16 protein-coding genes are annotated in these 17,315 nt (G+C 46.9%); 13 read left to right on the forward strand and 3 right to left on the reverse strand.

Annotated features, from left to right (window positions below; genetic code table 11):
- Positions 1-133 precede the first annotated feature (133 nt).
- From H591_RS15740 to trxB, 11 genes are all read left to right on the forward strand, one after another.
- Entirely contained in the window at positions 134-925 is a 792-nt protein-coding gene (locus tag H591_RS15740) for a TnsA endonuclease N-terminal domain-containing protein (protein WP_022967012.1), read from the forward strand.
- Positions 840-2,786: a Mu transposase C-terminal domain-containing protein gene (locus H591_RS0110995; RefSeq protein WP_028244369.1), complete on the forward strand. Its 1,947-nt coding sequence runs from the start codon at positions 840-842 to the stop codon at positions 2,784-2,786. The genes H591_RS15740 and H591_RS0110995 overlap by 86 nt, the downstream gene beginning before the upstream one ends.
- The gene (locus H591_RS0111000; RefSeq protein WP_022967014.1) at positions 2,783-3,745 is read left to right on the forward strand and encodes a TniB family NTP-binding protein; all 963 of its coding nucleotides are present in this window, start codon (positions 2,783-2,785) and stop codon (positions 3,743-3,745) included. Before H591_RS0110995 ends, H591_RS0111000 begins: the two co-directional genes overlap by 4 nt.
- Complete coding sequence (locus tag H591_RS0111005) at positions 3,745-5,592, forward strand: TniQ family protein (protein WP_022967015.1); 1,848 nt, start codon at positions 3,745-3,747, stop codon at positions 5,590-5,592. The genes H591_RS0111000 and H591_RS0111005 overlap by 1 nt, the downstream gene beginning before the upstream one ends.
- A gap of 226 nt (positions 5,593-5,818) precedes the next feature.
- Positions 5,819-6,727, forward strand: coding sequence for a LysR substrate-binding domain-containing protein (locus H591_RS15335; protein WP_169337561.1), 909 nt, complete (start codon positions 5,819-5,821; stop codon positions 6,725-6,727).
- A gap of 92 nt (positions 6,728-6,819) precedes the next feature.
- Positions 6,820-7,311, forward strand: a complete 492-nt coding sequence (locus H591_RS0111015; protein ID WP_022967017.1) for a hypothetical protein — start codon at positions 6,820-6,822, stop codon at positions 7,309-7,311.
- Complete coding sequence (locus tag H591_RS15340; protein WP_022967018.1) at positions 7,311-8,822, forward strand: GMC oxidoreductase; 1,512 nt, start codon at positions 7,311-7,313, stop codon at positions 8,820-8,822. The genes H591_RS0111015 and H591_RS15340 overlap by 1 nt, the downstream gene beginning before the upstream one ends.
- Positions 8,823-8,836: 14 nt before the next feature.
- Complete coding sequence (locus H591_RS15745) at positions 8,837-9,436, forward strand: carboxymuconolactone decarboxylase family protein (protein ID WP_022967019.1); 600 nt, start codon at positions 8,837-8,839, stop codon at positions 9,434-9,436.
- A 12-nt stretch (positions 9,437-9,448) separates the two neighbouring features.
- Positions 9,449-10,201: a glutathione S-transferase N-terminal domain-containing protein gene (locus H591_RS0111030; RefSeq protein ID WP_022967020.1), complete on the forward strand. Its 753-nt coding sequence runs from the start codon at positions 9,449-9,451 to the stop codon at positions 10,199-10,201.
- A 3-nt stretch (positions 10,202-10,204) separates the two neighbouring features.
- Positions 10,205-10,549 (forward strand): rhodanese-like domain-containing protein, encoded by a 345-nt coding sequence (locus H591_RS0111035; RefSeq protein ID WP_022967021.1) that lies wholly within the window; start codon positions 10,205-10,207, stop codon positions 10,547-10,549.
- Positions 10,550-10,811: 262 nt separating this feature from the next.
- Positions 10,812-11,759 carry a thioredoxin-disulfide reductase gene (gene trxB, locus H591_RS0111040; protein WP_022967022.1) on the forward strand — a complete coding sequence of 316 codons (948 nt, stop codon included), beginning with the start codon at positions 10,812-10,814 and terminating at the stop codon, positions 11,757-11,759.
- 100 nt (positions 11,760-11,859) lie between these two features.
- Here trxB and H591_RS0111045 read toward each other — a convergent pair whose 3' ends face one another.
- Entirely contained in the window at positions 11,860-12,807 is a 948-nt protein-coding gene (locus H591_RS0111045; RefSeq protein WP_022967023.1) for a sterol desaturase family protein, read from the reverse strand.
- A gap of 107 nt (positions 12,808-12,914) precedes the next feature.
- On the opposite strand from H591_RS0111045, the gene H591_RS0111050 reads away from it, so the two are divergent.
- Together H591_RS0111050 and pbpG are read left to right on the forward strand one after the other, a co-directional pair.
- Positions 12,915-13,835, forward strand: coding sequence for a LysR family transcriptional regulator (locus H591_RS0111050; RefSeq protein WP_022967024.1), 921 nt, complete (start codon positions 12,915-12,917; stop codon positions 13,833-13,835).
- Positions 13,836-14,388: 553 nt separating this feature from the next.
- A complete protein-coding gene (gene pbpG / locus H591_RS0111055) occupies positions 14,389-15,303 on the forward strand; it encodes a D-alanyl-D-alanine endopeptidase (RefSeq protein WP_022967025.1) in 915 nt (304 codons plus the stop codon).
- A 3-nt stretch (positions 15,304-15,306) separates the two neighbouring features.
- Here pbpG and H591_RS0111060 read toward each other — a convergent pair whose 3' ends face one another.
- On the reverse strand, positions 15,307-16,629 hold the full coding sequence (locus tag H591_RS0111060) for an ATP-binding protein (protein ID WP_022967026.1): 1,323 nt from the start codon (positions 16,627-16,629) through the stop codon (positions 15,307-15,309).
- Positions 16,616-17,287, reverse strand: coding sequence for a response regulator (locus tag H591_RS0111065; RefSeq protein WP_022967027.1), 672 nt, complete (start codon positions 17,285-17,287; stop codon positions 16,616-16,618). The genes H591_RS0111060 and H591_RS0111065 overlap by 14 nt, the downstream gene beginning before the upstream one ends.
- Positions 17,288-17,315 lie beyond the last annotated feature (28 nt).

The raw sequence follows: 17,315 nt of genomic DNA on the forward strand, positions 1-17,315 counted from the left end.
CTGTGCTAGTGTAAGTTGATACTTACGACGTCAGAATCAAAAGTATCCCTTTTCCCTGCCCCGCGCGCAAGAACTCCTAAGTAACCTAACCATAAACAGTAATTTCTATTACCTCTAGGGGTAAGGCTTTTTCATGTCTTTTAAACATACCGTGGTTCCATTTGGAACCCATCGGGGGGCCAGGCTATGCCTGAAATCGGCTCCTCAGCCATCTGTAGTGCGTGCAAGAGAGCCGGTTAGACCAACCGCTGGCAAAGTCGTGGGTTTCCTACCTTCAGTAAAGAACAAGCGTCAAGTTGCCTGGGAGTCGCAGCTTGAGAAGAAGGCCTGTTTGCTTTTTGAGTTCTCTCCCGTAGTGGCCAGTTACAGGGAGCAACCAATAACCATCAGCTTTCCGAGCGGCGGCTGTATCCGAAAGTATACCCCGGACTTTGAATTACAGCTGAACACCGGCCAACGGATCTACGTTGAAGTGAAGCCTGCCAGTAAGTTAGCTGATGATGAGCTGAAGGCGAAGTTCCGCGATATAGACGCCTTCTGGCGGCAGCATGGCTGTTACTTCATCGTCATAACAGATGCGGAGCTGAATCAGCCCGTCAGGCAGAGCAATCTATCTTTCCTAAGACCTTATCTTTCACATCAATGCAGTGATGATGTGATCGGACAGGCCAGGTTGTGGCTGTCATCTCATCAAACCGTAACTCTTGATGAACTTACAAACTTCATTGGGTCACTCAGCGGTGCCTACGCTTTGCTCGCACAAGGCCATATTACATTCGACCTGGATCGACCCATTGATCTCGACTCATTACTAACTATCCAGCCTGAAGGATCAACTAATGAAACTTGCCTCTTTGCATACCGGACTTCACCTGACTTTGAACGATGTGCCTTTCATGATCAGCCGAATATTAGAGGGAGGTGAATGTTATCTGGAGCGTAAGTCTGACCTGGCGCTTGTTAAAAAAACGAAACAGGAACTTATGACGGCTTTGTATCAAGGGACGTTGATCATTCACGGCAAACATGTGACCCCTGCTGATTCTTCCAGATGCGAGATTGACCTGAGCGGGTTGGATAATGATAGCCAGCAGGCTGTATTGAGAAAATACCATTATGTAAAACTGTTGAGAGATTTGCATGGTGATCAGCCATCTAAGATTCACCTAGAGGGAGTTATCCGCTTGGGAGCCGAAAGGCTGGGTGATGAATGCCCTCCAAGTGTGCCATCTGTTTATCGGTGGTGGCGTAATTGGAAACGCAGTGGCTATGACATTCGAGCATTGATGAGCAAACCTTCTGGGTTCAAAGGGACAAGAAAGTTTAAAGGTGTCGTTGGACAAGTGTTACATGAGATAGTTGAAGAGGTGTACTTAACCCCTCAAAGAACTTCGATACAGGCGACCTATGATGCATTTCTTGCTCGTATGCTATTAGTGAATGCCGCAAGGCAAACCCCATTGGAGATTCCTAGTCGGGCTACCTTTTATCGGCTGCTGAAAAATTCAGATAAATATGAGGTTATGGCTGCCAGGCATGGAAAAGGCGCAGCGGACAAGGCGTTCCGAGCATCTGGTTTAGGCGCATGCTCGACCAGAATACTTGAGAGGATAGAAGTTGATCACACCCCTATGGACGTTCATGTTCTCAACCCTATCACTGGCGTTGCCGATGGTCGCCCTTACCTGACGCTTCTGTTAGATCGGTATTCAAGAATGCCTGTGGGCATGGAGATTGGTTTTGAGCCGCCTTCTGAGTTGTCTGTTATGAGGGCGCTGCGCAATGCTATTTTGCCAAAGAGCTATATCAAGCAGGATTACCCAGATATCGAAAACGAATGGCCTGCATTTGGTAAGCCGGTCATGCTGATCTGTGACAATGGGATGGAGTTTCATTCACATCAGCTGCGAAGGATGTGCGGTGAATTAGATATCGATTTGCAGTTCTGTCCCAAAGCTCAGCCTCAGTATAAGGGAGCTGTTGAACGTTTCTTAGGAACATTGAACCGAGAGGTATCTCACCGGATACCAGGAACGTCATTTTCAAACATCAGTCAGCGTGGCAACTATGACTCTGTAAACCAATCCAGCATTACACTGGATGACCTCAAAGAGTTAGTCCATCAGTGGATGATCGATATTTATTGTCAAAAGACTCATCGAGGAACACAGAGAACGCCTGCCGCTCTTTGGAATGAGGGGCTCAAAATCGTGGAGCCAATTTTGCCAGAAAGTAAGGAGCAGCTGGATCTGATTCTGACTTCTGAAGATGAGCGTGTGCTAAGTCATAAGGGTATCGAGTTCAAAGGCCTGTTTTATAACTCTGCCGAGTTGAGCCTATTTCGCTATCTAGGCGATTGTCACAAGGTGAGGTTTAGATATGACAAAGAAAACCTAGGTTTTATATGGGTGTATGACGAGCATGAAGGCAATTTTCTCAAAGTACCCTGTATAGATCCTGATTACGCTACAGGCCTGACGCTAAGACAGCATTTGCAAATCCGTGCTGATGCACGTGAACGTGGCGCTTCAGAGCTGGAAATGACTTCTCTGATACGCAGCAAAGAGAAGTTCAGGCAAAAGATTGAACAAAAAAGTAAACATAAGCTGTTACGCGAGAGGCGTAAAGCCGCTAGGGATAACTCTGAAGCGTTAAACAAGCAGCCGAATCAATCTGCTTGGACGGCAAACAGTGTCGAGCCTGTTTTAGCTCAAAGCGCTACAGACACTTGGGACAATGACGAGATACCTGTCTTTTCTGTGATTGAACGGACGGAAAGTAAATGATTTACACACCCGAGCAACTTAAGAACATGGCTTCTATCCGTAGCCTGGTCATCAATCATCCCCAGTTCGATCATGCGTACCAGGCGATTGTGAATGCTTACCAGATGAAGGCTTTAATCAACTCAGCTCAGAACATCATCTGTGTAGGTCAATCCGGTACAGGTAAATCTACGCTTAAAGAGAAGATGCGGCTCTCATTCCCCGAAGTTGAAACGTGTGAAAAGAAGATCATTCCAATCTTGGTTGTCGATACCCCTTCGGTACCAACGGTTAAGAACATAGCTGAAGAGATGCTAATCCAACTGGGAGATCCCAGGTTCAACAAGGGGTCAGCGATTGAGAAAACCAATCGTATTTTGAATTACTTGGATAAGTGCGAAGTGCAAATGGTGATCTTTGATGAGCTGCAGCACTTTGTTGACCAAGGGAAGCGACGAACGCCATTAGAGGTGTCGGACTGGTTGAAAACAGTGATCGATAAAGCCGGTGTTTCGACTGTGCTTATGGGGTTAGAACGCAGTGAGGCAATCCTGGAGGTCAATGAACAGCTAAGGCGGCGCTTTAGCCGTAGAGTTGATATACCGCCCTTCAGCATCAAAACGAAAGAGTCACGAGCGACCTTCATTGGGGTCGTTCGAGTATTGGATGAAAAAGTGGGTTTGCCAGGGCGCATTAACTTGCATGACAAAGAGCTGATCCTGCCATTGTTCTTTGCGAGCAACGGCATCATCGATTATCTGGTAAAGCTATTCATAGGTGCCTATGAGCAAGCGATCAAACTGGATTATGAAAAGCTTGATAAAGAGTGCTTCTACATCGCCTTCTCTGAATGTATTTGGGCTGAAGGCATTGGCAAGCTAAATCCATTTCATGAAAGTTTTAAATATGAGCACTTGGATAAGCCTGGTATGCCATTTCACCGGGTTATCTCCAATGAGAGTAAGCGGGTGCGTGCGTGATGGAATACAGGCTAATCAAACCGTTAATTCATCCGCCCGGATATCCGGATGAGAATCCGATGACCTATCTTATCCGTATTGCGCAGCTAAATGATTACAAGTCATATAGATGGCTGTTTGATTCGAACAAGGTTCCAACTCAAAACCTTTCACTTCAGAAGATTTATCCCATCTTAGGGGATACGGATTGGAGCGGGTATGAACTAGGCCGAAAATTCATATCAGACTTCATCTCTCTTTATCCCAATGAGATCCAGAACAGGATTCTCAAATACTGCCCCTTGTGTCTGCAAGATCAGCCATTCTTCAGAGTTCATTGGCAGGTCAAAGTCTCAATGTGCTGTCCTCATCATGGTGTTTGGCTGAGTTACCAGTGTGAGTTCTGTAAGAGTCCTTTAGAGGTTAAGAATCATAAGATTGATGCTTGTTCCTGTGGTAAAGCCTTCAGTGAAGCGAAGCCGGAAGTCTGTTCTCAGGATGTGATTAACCTTCAGCGTTTTATCGAAGGCGATTACAGCAATATGGATGACGAAGCGCTACGGCTGCTCGATAACCATAATGAACTCGATATGGCTAGTCGAATTCAACTCGTTAGATCTACTATCCGGTGGATAGATAAAGAGCAAAGGGGGCAAATGATACCCCAGATAAACTTGTCGGATTTTGTATATGCGAGAGAGTATATAGATGATGCCAGTGAAGCCCTTTTTACGGGCAAAGCAGGTTTCTTTAGTTTTTTGAAGAAAATACATGGGGTAACACCTAACGCACCTCAAGTATCCGACCATTTCAGCCACTTCTATCTGGAGTTTTTTGACCGTTTCTCGAGCCAGGTGTTTCATCAGTACCGCCAGTTGATTGAACAGTACATAAACAGGTACTGGACGAAGCCGTTAAGCAGAAGAAACAGTCATTTTTCTTCTAGAACGATAGATGATCATCCCTGGATACCGTTACAGCAGGCCTGTCGTGAGTTTGAGATACATAAGAGCACGGTGAAATCAGCAATTGAACAGCGGCTTGTAAGAAGTGAATCACTAGAAAAAGAAAAGCGTGTAGTGACGCTAGTCTACAAACCGGACTTGATAGCCAGAGAAGATAGATTAAAAAGTCTACTGTCTGCTAAAGATGCTGCATCAATTCTGGGTTTAACCAAAGCTCAGTTTGCCAGGTTGAGAGAGATCGAGGGCTTTGAGGTGATTTCAAAACCTAATGAACAGGGTGGCTCTAAATGGCAGTTCTATAGAGATGATATTTACCACTACCGTGATTCACTCTTAGATGAAGTTTCGAATAGCCCCGGAGATCACTGGTCACTACCTCAGTTACTTCAATACTTTGGGGGCCAAATTGACGATCCTCTGATCACTATCCTACAAGCGGTTAAAGACCAGGAGCTAACAGTTGCTGCTAGACTTGAATCCGGCTCAGGTTTGTCTTCCATGCTGTTCTCTCAGTCTGAGTTTTTAGCCTGGTATGAGAAGAAGAAATTCAGAAGCAATGTTATTAGTATCCCAGTTGCTGCAAAGATAATGAAGATCCAACAGGAGTTTGCCTATCAGTTGGTGGATGCAGGTTTGCTTGAACTATCCTCGCCCTCAGAGGGGGCTACTCGGTGGCTCACACATATCAACATTGAACAGTTTCATCAGAAGTACATTCTGCTGTCGAAGTTGGCCAAGGAGACGAAACGTAGTTCGAGAACGTTGATGTCGTATTTTGCCAGTATCGGGGTATATCCGGTGGATCAGGGCTGGGAAAAGCCACTTAGGCAGAAGGTGTATTCAAAGGAACTGATTTCCGATGTTCCAATTGTGATGGACTTTGTGGAAACTAGACATGAATAATTTACTAGATATTCGAGCTGAATTAAGGGGGAAGGACGCGACTTACTCGTTATCGAAATAAAAAGTGAGCCTTAATTAAACTTGAACTGTCCGAGTAAACAAGGTAGAGTCTACGAACGTATTGTGAGAATGCACATGTTGATCTAGAAGCTGGGCCGAGTATGCTTGCAGAAGAATAGTATCAGCGTCTAGGGGATGATTTATATAAATGAGGGGTAGTCTTTTGGTGTTAGATCGTCTTCCAAACTTGAATCTCCTTTTGACATTTGAAATTGCTGGTCAGCTGCTAAGTTTCAAAGCAGCGGCAGATGCTCTGCATGTTACTCCTTCGGCCGTAAGTCAGCAGATGCAACAGTTGGAAGACTCTATTGGTCATAGCTTGTTCACACGGCGCAATCGCTCACTAGAGCTAACAAGAGATGGTGAGCGCCTCCTTAGGTTAATTCAACCACACCTTAGCGGCCTGCGGAGCGCTATCTCTGAGATCCGGGTTAGCCAAGATCAGCAACTTCGCGTGAGTGTCATGCCTCCAGTGGCAAATCGTGTATTGTTTCCAAGATTGGCCGATTTTCGAGAGGTTTATCCAAATATTGAACTACTTGTTGATACTAGCCTATCCAATTCAAATCTACTGTCTAGTGGTATTGATATAGCAATACGTTTTGGTCAACCCCCATGGCCTGGTCTAGCTCATGAAAAGTTAAGTGACGTATTGATTCAAGTAGTTACACCAGTTGGCTTTTGTGAAAAATATGACTTGCCTCAAAAGATTCTGGAGTTAAGTAAGATCCCCCTAATACATATGGCCGAGCGTCCAGGAGCGTGGGAGCGTTTCTTTGATCAGCTTGGTTTGCCACCAAGTGAAGGCGTCGCCTATAAGGTTGATGACTATCCTGCAGCAATTCAGGCGGCAGAAACTCTTGGCGCTGCTCTCGCGTTATATCCTATTGAGCAGCCCCTGCTGAGCAGCGGCAGAGTAGAGGCCCCTTTCCCTCCTATCGGACCAATTGATGAGGCCATTTATGCGGTCTATGCGAAGAACCGTGGGCTATCCCCAAGCGGCCGGGTCTTTGTCGATTGGATTCAATCCGCTCTGCTTGCTTTAGATTCTCAGAAAATTCTACATTCAGATTAGTACTGCTAACTCGAAGGTGAAGGAATCACCGTTTGTCTGAGTGAAGGCCTGAAGCGAAGATAGAGTCATATTTCGTTTTGAGGATATTCGCTATGGCTACTGTTAAGCAGCACCTTCTCCCACCAGCTTCGTTTCTTGATACGCATCGCCAGGATGAATTGGATAACTTGTTTGATTCTCTTGACTGTAAGCCTGCCGATGAGCTGGAAGGGGTATACCAGGGGCGACTGATCGGGATAACTGGGTTAAGCATCCTACCTGGCATTGTGAAAAGAGTTCTGTATAGCGTACTCGGCAGTTGGCTGAACCCTTGGCGTGGTAAGGAGTTTACGTCATCGGTCGGAGCTAATCAGTGGGGGTTGGGAAGTTGTACGATGGGCTGGGGTAATTATCAGAAGATCGAGTCTGACGAAGCTACACATATTGCCCTTGATTACGATGTGCCTGAAAACCCGGGCTTTCTGCGACCAATCATCGGTGAGGTTAAGTCATTCCAGGATGGTGTCTGGCTGGCACGCATGAGATACCGCACACGAAGCGGAGTGAAAACGTTGTTGTACTTCACTCTCCGGGAGGTCAAGTAATGACCGAAAATCTTGATTACTACCGCACAGTTGTTATCGGTAGTGGTTTTGGTGGCGCTGTGGCCGCCACTACTTTGGTGGAGTCAGGAGAGCAAGTCTTATTGCTAGAGCGTGGCCCGTGGCGGGACTCTGAGTCCGTTCGTGATGCTGGCATTCAACGCCGTGCCAGCCTACCTGTCGGTCGAAAGGCTATCAATCACTTGGTTCATAGGGTTAGCTTTCCCGGCTTGATGGGTAAAGGTAAGCGTCTCTCGACCCGCGGATTATTTGATATCCATTTCGGCAATGAAATGAGCGTGGTCTGCAGTAGTGGCGTTGGTGGTGGCAGCCATGTTTACAGCGCAATGAACATGCGCCCCCATGATCCCGACTATTGGGATGACAAAGTCCAAGGGGTCTCATCTAAAGCAATGGAGACTCACTACGCCTGGATGCTTGAGTGCATGGAGGCTAAGGTGCCCAACGCAGAGGCGAAAATACCTAACTGGACGCCTGAAGCATACGAAGATTCAAAAGAATTCGTCGCCGATGCTGATGTTCCTCAACCAGCTATGTCTGTGCGTATGGATGGGCAGCAGGAGGATTACTGTAACAACAGCTATTTCGGCAGCGCAAATGGCGCTAAGGCTACACTGGACCGGGTTTTAATTCTTCCTGCAATGAAGAAGGGTTTGCAGGTAGAGCCCGAACAGGAATGCCTGAGCTTATGGGCGTTACCCGAGGGCGGTTACCGTCTGGAGGTCATGGATTACCGTTTAAAACGGCGCCGCTATCTTAAGGCCGGTAAGGTTATTGTCGCTGCAGGAACACTCAATACACTTCGACTTCTTTTTCACAGCCGTGAAATTGGAGGCTTGAGGGGCATGCCAGCGCTAGGACAGGGATTCAGTGGTAACGGAGATAGCGTTGCATGGTGGGCCCTGAATGAGAAGGGCGCGGATTTCAGTCTTGGAACCCCAACTCATGGTCGATTTGCTTTGCGTGACCCCGACACAGGAAAAGCAATTCCAGGCCCTTATATCACGCGATTTGGTTTGAATGGTGTCAATACATTGCCGCTACCTGAGCCGCTTAAAGCTCGTTTACGTCGGGATGCAATAATCGTAGGCATGGGGAAAGACAACGCCAATGGAGTCGCTCTATGGAAACGAGGGCGTTTGAAGTTTCGATATATTATGGAAAGCAACGGAATTCTTTCCGATATTCAAGAGCTATTTAGCGAAATCGCTCACCGGAGTCGTAAACCTGTTCGGTTTCTGAAGCATAAGCCTTTTACCGTGCACCCTTTAGGTGGAGCCCGGCTTGCTCCTAATGAAGAAGAGGGTGTGGTCGGTAGTACAGGTGAGGTTTATGGACTTCCGGGCCTTTATATTGCTGATGCTTCAGCCTTGCCTGCTTCTCCGGGGACGCCGCCATCAATGACTGTTGCTGCGTGGGCTCGTCACCTCGCCCTTGGTATTGCAGGTAAAAAAAAGCGAGGGACACCACGTTCTAAGCAAATTAAAGATTAATAGAGGAAATAATTATGTTTAAAAAACGTACGTATACAATTGCAGGATTCGGTCGCAGTCTTCTAATGAATCTTCTATATGGACCGAGACTTGTCACGGCGATCATCCGTCCATCGACTTCTGCTGCCCTCCGCGAGCAGGTTATGTTGGGTTGCACATCGGTTAATGAGTGTCGTTACTGTGACTGGTTTCATACCCAGATGGCACTTAAGAACGCTGTTGATATTAAAGAACTTAATCAGTTCTTGGCTAATCCCGAGGGAACGAGTCTGCCTGAGGAAACTGCGGTTGCAGTGCTATATGCGCAGCACTTTGCGGAAAGTCAGGGGAAAGTATCGAAAGACGCTAGTGAACGCTTAAAGAAAGTATTCAATTGGTGGCAGCGCCTCGAAATTCATGCATATTTACATGCGATCTATATGGGGAACTTAAGTGGCAATACCTTCGATGCACTTTTAAGTAGATTCAAAGGTTCTCCAAAAGCCGACAGCTCGCTCTTCACCGAACTAGTGGTCTCTATTGTCGCGTCACCGATTTTACTGCGTATTGCTTATCGGGCAAGAAAGGCAAGTGACTCTCGATTTACATCAAAAGCTGAGACTAGCTCAGACTAGGCGGATAGAGAGATGGTTAATATTATCACATCGGTCTTGGCCTCAACCGTCAGAGCTTGGCGTGGCACGTCCGCAATAGTGCGAGATAAGCAACCCGATCGCTGGCTGATACTGTATGACATGGAGGGCTGCCCATATTGTCGAGTTGTTCGCGAAGTATTGACCGAACTGGATTTGAATGTGTTGATCAAGCCATGCCCGAAAAAGGGGGCCGGCTATTGGGACGAACTGAGCCAGCTTAACAGTAAAAAGCAGGTTCCCTACCTGCACGATGAGAATACTGGCAAGTCCATACCGGGAAGTGAGCAGATAGTTGAGTATCTTTATGCAAACTATGGAATGGATTCAGATAGCCCAGTGACCCAAAGGAAGCCCTTGGTAGCATTGAGTAAGTTAGCAACTCTACTTCGCTCAATGAAAGGTATGCGTGGCATAAAAGCGCATCGCCCTGAGCAACCCTTAATACTATATAGCTTTGAGTCGAGTCCATTTTCAAGGCCAGTCAGGGAGCGATTAACTGAACTGGGGTTGTCTTACAGGTTATATAACGCAGGTAAGCAGCAGTTGGCAGACCAGGGTTTAGGAAGCTTTCGTCCGGTTATTGGGCGATATAGGCCGCTTCCTGGTACCAACCGAGCCATACTTATGGAAATGATGGGGAAGGTACAGTTTCCATTTCTCGAAGATCCAAATACCGGTAAGAAAATTTTTGAATCTAAGATAATTATTGAATATCTAAACCGAACATATCAATTACCGAGGTAATATATGAAATTATTTGATTGGCTACCCTTCGGTCGCGTTAAAGAGATCTCTTCAGAAGACCTATTAGATAAACTGGAGAGTGTTCAGATTGTTGACGTGAGAACATCGGCTGAATTTAAGCTGAGCCACATTCAAGGGGCGGTAAATCTACCAATAACCAATTTTTCTGAAAGTGCAATAGATGGCTTGTCGTTAGAAAGAGAAGTTCCTATCGTAACAATTTGCTTATCTGCGCACAGAAGTATTCCCGCAACCCGTCGTCTTAAGCAGTTAGGGTACGATGTAAAACAACTACAGGGCGGGATGAAGTCCTGGTGGCATAAAGGTTACCCTACCGTTAAGCGCTAAAATATTTCGTCCCAAAGAAATAAAATCATATTTTAAAGGCAGTATTCAGGCTCAAATTTTTAATATCTTCTTCATCTTCGTCACACAGCGTTTTTATACTCATATTATGATTTATACAAGGCACTTCAGCGCTGGATAGTGTCAATGATAGTCATAAAATTCTCGCTTCAGTTTTCCAGAGCAGATGGTTGGAGTGATCATTATGGTGAGGGTGACCGGGTCCTGAATAGCAAAATAGAACTATAATCCTAAGAGATAACGTATGACAAACTCTCGCCACATTAAGATGTTAATTCTAGGTTCTGGTCCGGCTGGCTATACCGCAGCGGTTTATGGAGCACGCGCGAATCTTGATCCAGTAATTATTACAGGAATGCAAATGGGTGGGCAGCTCACAACCACCACTGAGGTTGATAATTGGCCCGGTGATGAAAAAGGGGTCCAGGGGCCGGAGCTAATGGAGCGTATGAAGAATCATGCTGAGCGTTTCAATACCGAAGTGGTTTTTGACCAAATTACTGAAGTGAAACTGGATCAGCGACCTTTCTGGCTAAAGGGTGACACGGGTGAGTACACTTGTGATGCTCTTGTTGTAGCGACTGGCGCCAGCGCGAAATATCTTGGTCTTGAGAGTGAAGAAGCTTTTAAGGGTAAGGGTGTCTCTGCATGTGCTACTTGTGATGGCTTTTTCTATCGTAAAAAGCGTGTTGCGGTTATTGGTGGCGGAAATACAGCCGTAGAAGAAGCAATGTATCTTTCCAATATTGCTTCTGAAGTAGTGGTCATTCACCGTCGAGACAACTTTCGAAGTGAGAAAATCCTTGCAGACAGACTGCTCGACAAAGCGAAAAATGGGAACGTGACTATTCGCTGGAATAGCGAGTTGACCGAAGTGCTGGGGGATGACACGGGTGTGGTCGGTATGCGCGTTAAAAATCGCGAAACCGGTGAAGTTGAAGATCTCAATGTCGAGGGTATCTTCGTTGCGATAGGTCACTCACCGAATACCGGTATCTTTGAAGGTCAGTTAAAAATGAAAGACGGATACATCACCGTTAAAAGTGGCCTTGATGGCAATGCAACTCAAACGAGCGTGGAGGGTGTATTTGCTGCGGGTGATGTATCAGACCATGTTTATCGTCAGGCCATCACGTCTGCTGGAACAGGCTGCATGGCCGCATTGGATGCTGAGAGGTTCTTGGAAAATTAATTAATACAGCGGTATTGATGACAAGAAGGGGCACGGGAAGGCGACCGCTTAACTGCTGTGGACCGTGGGCTCTGACGACTTGAAGTCAGAGCCCCAAGTACTATTTCTGGCTGGCATGTGCAGATGCGTTTTCACCACGGTGGGGGTCCTTTAGTGGCTCAGTGCTACGGAAGAAACGGTGTAATACACTAGCTGATTCGGTGTCATACTGTCGCCACCCGTAAACTTCAGGGCGTTCAGTCTCAATTTTTAGAGTGCCCCACAGAAGCCAGTCAAAGATCGAAATGAAATTGGTCATGTTTTTTGCTGAGTTCGCCGAACGACTATGGTGATGATGGTGCATATTCGGGAATGTAAAAATATGGCAGAGTGCGCGCATACTCTTACGTACGAAACTGTTGCGATGATTGAGAAGCCAGAGGTCGTATTGCCATTTCCAGTTGGTATGCACGTGCATTCCCCATACAACCTTAGATAACGACCCCCAAAGAAAAACCTCATACAAACCCAGATACAGGCATGCCAGCCCAAACCAGTAGTTTGGCAAAATTAACCACCATGCCCAGTTCTCAACAAATGTCTGACTGGAGCTGATCTCTCCCCGTTTGTCTTGTCCACCATTGAGGTGGTGGGGACGGTGAGCCGCCTTGTAAAACCCCTGTACCTTTCCAAGCAATCGGTTTTTCGGTTTACGGCTGTGGGCGAAAAGATGGGTTCTTCCGTGCAAATATTCATCCACTAGCAGAAAAATGATCAGTGTGGGCCAAAAGTACTGTGTCTCAAGCCAAGCCATGGCGCCGTTGTATGCTGGAAAGAGCCATGCCATCAATAGGAATACCACCACGGTAAGGACCGGGCGCTGCAAAGCGGCAAGAAAGCCAAGTGATATCCCAGACATAGCCCAGTCATTCCAGGTTTTTTTGCCGCCCTGGGTCTGACCGCTGATGATTTCATAGAGTGAGAAAAGAATCAGAAAAAGAGCCGTTACTATTGCAGCTACTTCGCCCGTCTCCTGGACAGCCTCGGGTATATTGAAAAATTCAAACATGTAACGCTCCTTAGTGTTTATGTTTTTTTGTAGTGGCGTTGAGAATAGGTCGCTGAGATGAGGTTTTCTAATTAATAACTTGAATAATAAATATTAGCGGGGCTAATATGCTGAGCATGAAAAACCTTAGAAGCGTAGATCTCAATTTACTGACCGTGTTCGAAGCTATCATGGTGTATGGCAGCCTATCTTCTGCTGCAGAAAAACTTGGTATGACACAGTCGGCGGTCAGTCAGGCTCTTGCGCGCCTTCGACTGACGCTCCGTGATGAAGTATTTGTCCGCAGCGGAAATGGTATGCATCCCAGTAATCATGCAGTACAAATTTACCCTGAGATTCGCAAGGCGCTGTCCTCTATCCGAATTGCGATTGAATCGAAACAAATTTTCGATCCCGACAGTTCGGAACGTACCTTCAAACTCGCCATGGGGGATTACGGGGAGCACCTTTTGCTGCCAGAACTTTTGCGAACACTGGAAAAATACAAGGGTGGCCTATCGTTACAAAACTATCCGAATACTGAACCTAAAGTTTTAACTCAACTCGAACAGGGACAGCTGGATCTTTTCTTTGATGCTCGCCTCCCCGTTAATGCCTCCATTCAAAGCTGTAAACTGCTGAGTGAAGACTTGGTCGTTATTTGTAGCGCTAATCACCCGCGCCTATCCAAATCGGTGACTGTAAACCAGTTTTTGAGCGAGGGGCACGTGGTACTTTCAGTTGGTGACAGTAGTCACACGCTGCTTGAAAGAATGCCAGGGATACCGTTCACTGAACGTCGCCGAGTGGCTGCCCGCGTCAACCAATACGTCGCTATACCGAGATTGGTTGCTGCCACGGACGCGATTGCCACACTGCCCATGAGAATGGCAGACTATTTTATGGAACGTGAGGACATACGTACGCTGTCGTTCCCCTATCCTGATGCCTGTTTTGACGTGTTTATGGCTTGGCATTGTTCCTTGAACAATGATGCTGCACATCGGTGGCTCAGGGAGTCCATAATAAGTCTTGCTGAAGGGTTATAAAGTAATTGTTTCTGAATAAAGCTTTAAACAATGGCAGGGAAGGCAAAACATATACTAAAAAGCCAAAACCTTATCGCTTGAAATAATTAGTGATTGTGCGCGAGTTTACCGGGCAAATAATGCTAGTGTTGATATGAGTCCACGAACCTCGAGATTTTATCTCGAAAATCCCACGAATTATGAGATTTTCGTTTTGCTCTAAAATCTCATAATCCTAGAACTAGCCTGTAATACCTAGGATCTTGAGTTCATGAATTGTGAGATCCCACACCGCCGCTGTATCACGCAATGGATACAGCGGCGGCATTCTTAATCAAACGATCCTTTCGTACCGCAATCTCAGTAAGAATCTCTACGCATAGTTAGAGCGCGCACCATCCTCTTCCCCCAGCATAAAGTGCAAACGCATATTTTGTAATAATAAAAACTTACCGCCGCATAGGGACAGTATGCTTTTTATGTCATCATGCGCAGAGCTATAAATCAAAACGCAAGGAATGCAACACGCATCTTAAGGCATGCTACTGCCTTTAATTGAGTATTTTCCGTGAAGATGACCCCGTTTTTTAAAGCAGGCCTGTTGGCAATCAGCCTGTTCACTGCAAGCCATTACGCAATTGCTGCACCATTAAACAATAACCTTAAACATCAAGAATTGGCTGCTGGCAGTGCTTTATTAGTCGATTTAAAAACCAATCAAGTGCTTTACTCAAGCAACCCAGACTTTATCGCACCGATTGCTTCAGTCACTAAACTGATGACGGCGATGGTGACGCTCGATGCCAAACAGCCACTGGATGAAAAGCTTCCTATAGTGATTAAAGACACTGCAGAAATGCAGGGTGTGTTTTCAAGGGTAAGGGTCGGTAGTCAGCTTAGCCGCCACGATACGCTGTTAATCACCCTGATGTCCTCAGAGAACCGTGCCGCCGCCAGCTTAGCCCATCATTACCCGGGCGGGCATGAGGCATTTATTCAAGCGATGAATGCCAAAGCGCAAGCATTAGGCATGCACAGCAGCCAATTTGTTGAGCCAACCGGTCTTTCTGAAAAGAATGTTTCCAGCGCCCACGACTTAGTATTGTTGATTAAAGCAGCGCAGCAATATCCGTTGATTAAACAATTCAGCACCACCGATGAAAAAACCATTGCCTTCACTAAGCCTAATTACACTCTTGGCTTTCGCAACACCAACGCACTGGTGCGCAAAGACAACTGGAATATTCAGCTCAGCAAAACCGGCTTCACCAACAGTGCAGGGCATTGCTTAGTGATGAGTACAGAGATGAATAATCGTCCAGTGGCTTTTGTCGTGTTAGATGCTTTTGGTAAATACACCCATATGGCTGACGCCAACCGCCTAAAAAAATGGCTGGAAACTGGCACAGTTACACCGGTACCGGCAGCAGCGCTAAGCTATAAACTAGCCAAGCAACAAGAACGCCAACAGGTCATTGCTGTGCAATAACAGCTATTGGCTAAGCGGCAAATAGACAATGGCATCTAAGCCAGCCTCGGGGGCGGCTTGTAATAACAACTGGCCGCCATAGCGTTGACACACCGCTTGCACAATGGCCAAACCTAAACCACTGCCACGTTCAGCGCTGGCAGTGCTCCAAAAGCGTTGTTTAGCTTGCTCAAGCTGTTCGCTTGATAAGCCTGATCCAGCGTCTCTAACGCGTAAACATAAATATCGGCCTTTGATAGTCAACTGCAACTCAACGGGACTGTCTGCAGGACTATAACGCAAAGCGTTATCCAATAAGTTACGCAGCACAGCAACAGCTAAGGATTCAGGTAGAGCGATATAGACATCTGCGCTGAGATCACTGTGCACCTCAATGCGCTCATTACCGGGCACCCCAATTAAGTCAGCTAGGGCATGCCGTGCAATGGTTTGCGCACTGCTGCAGGGCGCTTGATCAAAGTCCTGAGCACCTTCTACCCGTGCTAATAGCAACAACTGCTCAAGGGTACGCTGCATGCGCTCAACCGCCGTCTCAGCTTGCTGTAAAGCGTAAGCAGCCCCTTGTGCAGGACTCATCTGCGCCACTTGAATGTGAGTTTTGATCGCAGTTAACGGTGTGCGCAATTCATGCGCCGCATCATTGGTGAAACGTCGTTCACGCTCTAAGGCAGCAGCAATACGAGTAAACAGCTGATTAATCGTCGCCACCAGTGGCTGCAAATCTTTCGGCAAACGCTCGACATGCACCGGTTGTAAGTCCTGTGCATCGCGCTCGGCCAAGACGGAGCGTAATGTTTGTAAGGGTGATAAGCCACGGCCAATGCCAAACCAAATCAGCAATAAGCTACCCAATAAGGCTAAAGCAACCGGCAAGGCTGCGGCAAAAACAATTGAAGACTGCAATACTTGTCGCTCATCCACTCGGTCTGCGGTGGTGACCCAAAGATTTTCACGCTTCAAGGTAAAGGTGCGCCAACGCTCGCCAGAAAAACTGATCTCATGGAAACCTGTGGCATATTCCAGCATGTTCTGGTTTGGCATATTGGGTGTACGCACCAAGACTTCGCCACGCAGAGAGCGCACCTGACAGACCAAGCCACTTTCCAAACCCAACTCCATCGCCGTCAAAGGGTTCGGCGATGACAGCAGCGGCTGCGGTAATTGCTCCAGCAGTCCTGCCACCATCCGCGCCGATGAAGCCAAGCGCTCATCTAAGGCTACATTCACTTCACGACGTAAGTCGCCGAGCAACCACAGCGCCGCCAAACTCCACAACACGATAAAAGTGCCACCCAAAATCAGTAACAAGCGATTACGTAGGCTCATGCGGTACTCCCATGCGATAACCCAAGCCACGTACTGTTTTCACGACATCGCTGCCTAACTTGCGCCGTAAATTATAAATATGCACATTGATCGCATTACTCTCCACACCGTCACCCAGTCCATACAGGCTATCTTGCAATTGCTCAGCACTTAAAATGTGTCCTGGCTTTTGTAATAGCGCAGCCAACAGCGCCTGTTCGCGGCGGGACAAATTGACCGCTTCACCATGCAGTTGCACGGCCTGACTGGAGGGGTCAAAGGTTAAGCCATGATGCTCAATCAAATTGCTGCTGCGGCCACTGCTGCGCCTTAATAAACTGTGTAAGCGCGCTGCTAGTTCACGCAAATCAAACGGCTTGAGTAAGTAATCATCTGCGCCAGCTTGTAAGCCTGCAACGCGCTGCAGCACGGTATCGCGCGCACTTAAGATCAGTACAGGCAAATCTTTACCCTGACTACGGATGCGGGTTAATAACTGCAACCCATCCTCGTCGGGCAAGCCTAGATCAAGAATCATCACATCAAAATGCCCTAACTGCAGAGCCTGCTCAGCCGCTCGTGCATGCGCCATATGATCCAAGGTAAAACCTTGCAACTCTAAACCGGCGACTAAGCCTTGGGCGATTAAAGGATCATCTTCGACCAACAATACATGCATAAAGGTAATCAACTCTCAGCATAAGAAA

It is taken from the genome of Denitrificimonas caeni DSM 24390 (assembly GCF_000421765.1).
Taxonomy (GTDB): domain Bacteria; phylum Pseudomonadota; class Gammaproteobacteria; order Pseudomonadales; family Pseudomonadaceae; genus Denitrificimonas; species Denitrificimonas caeni.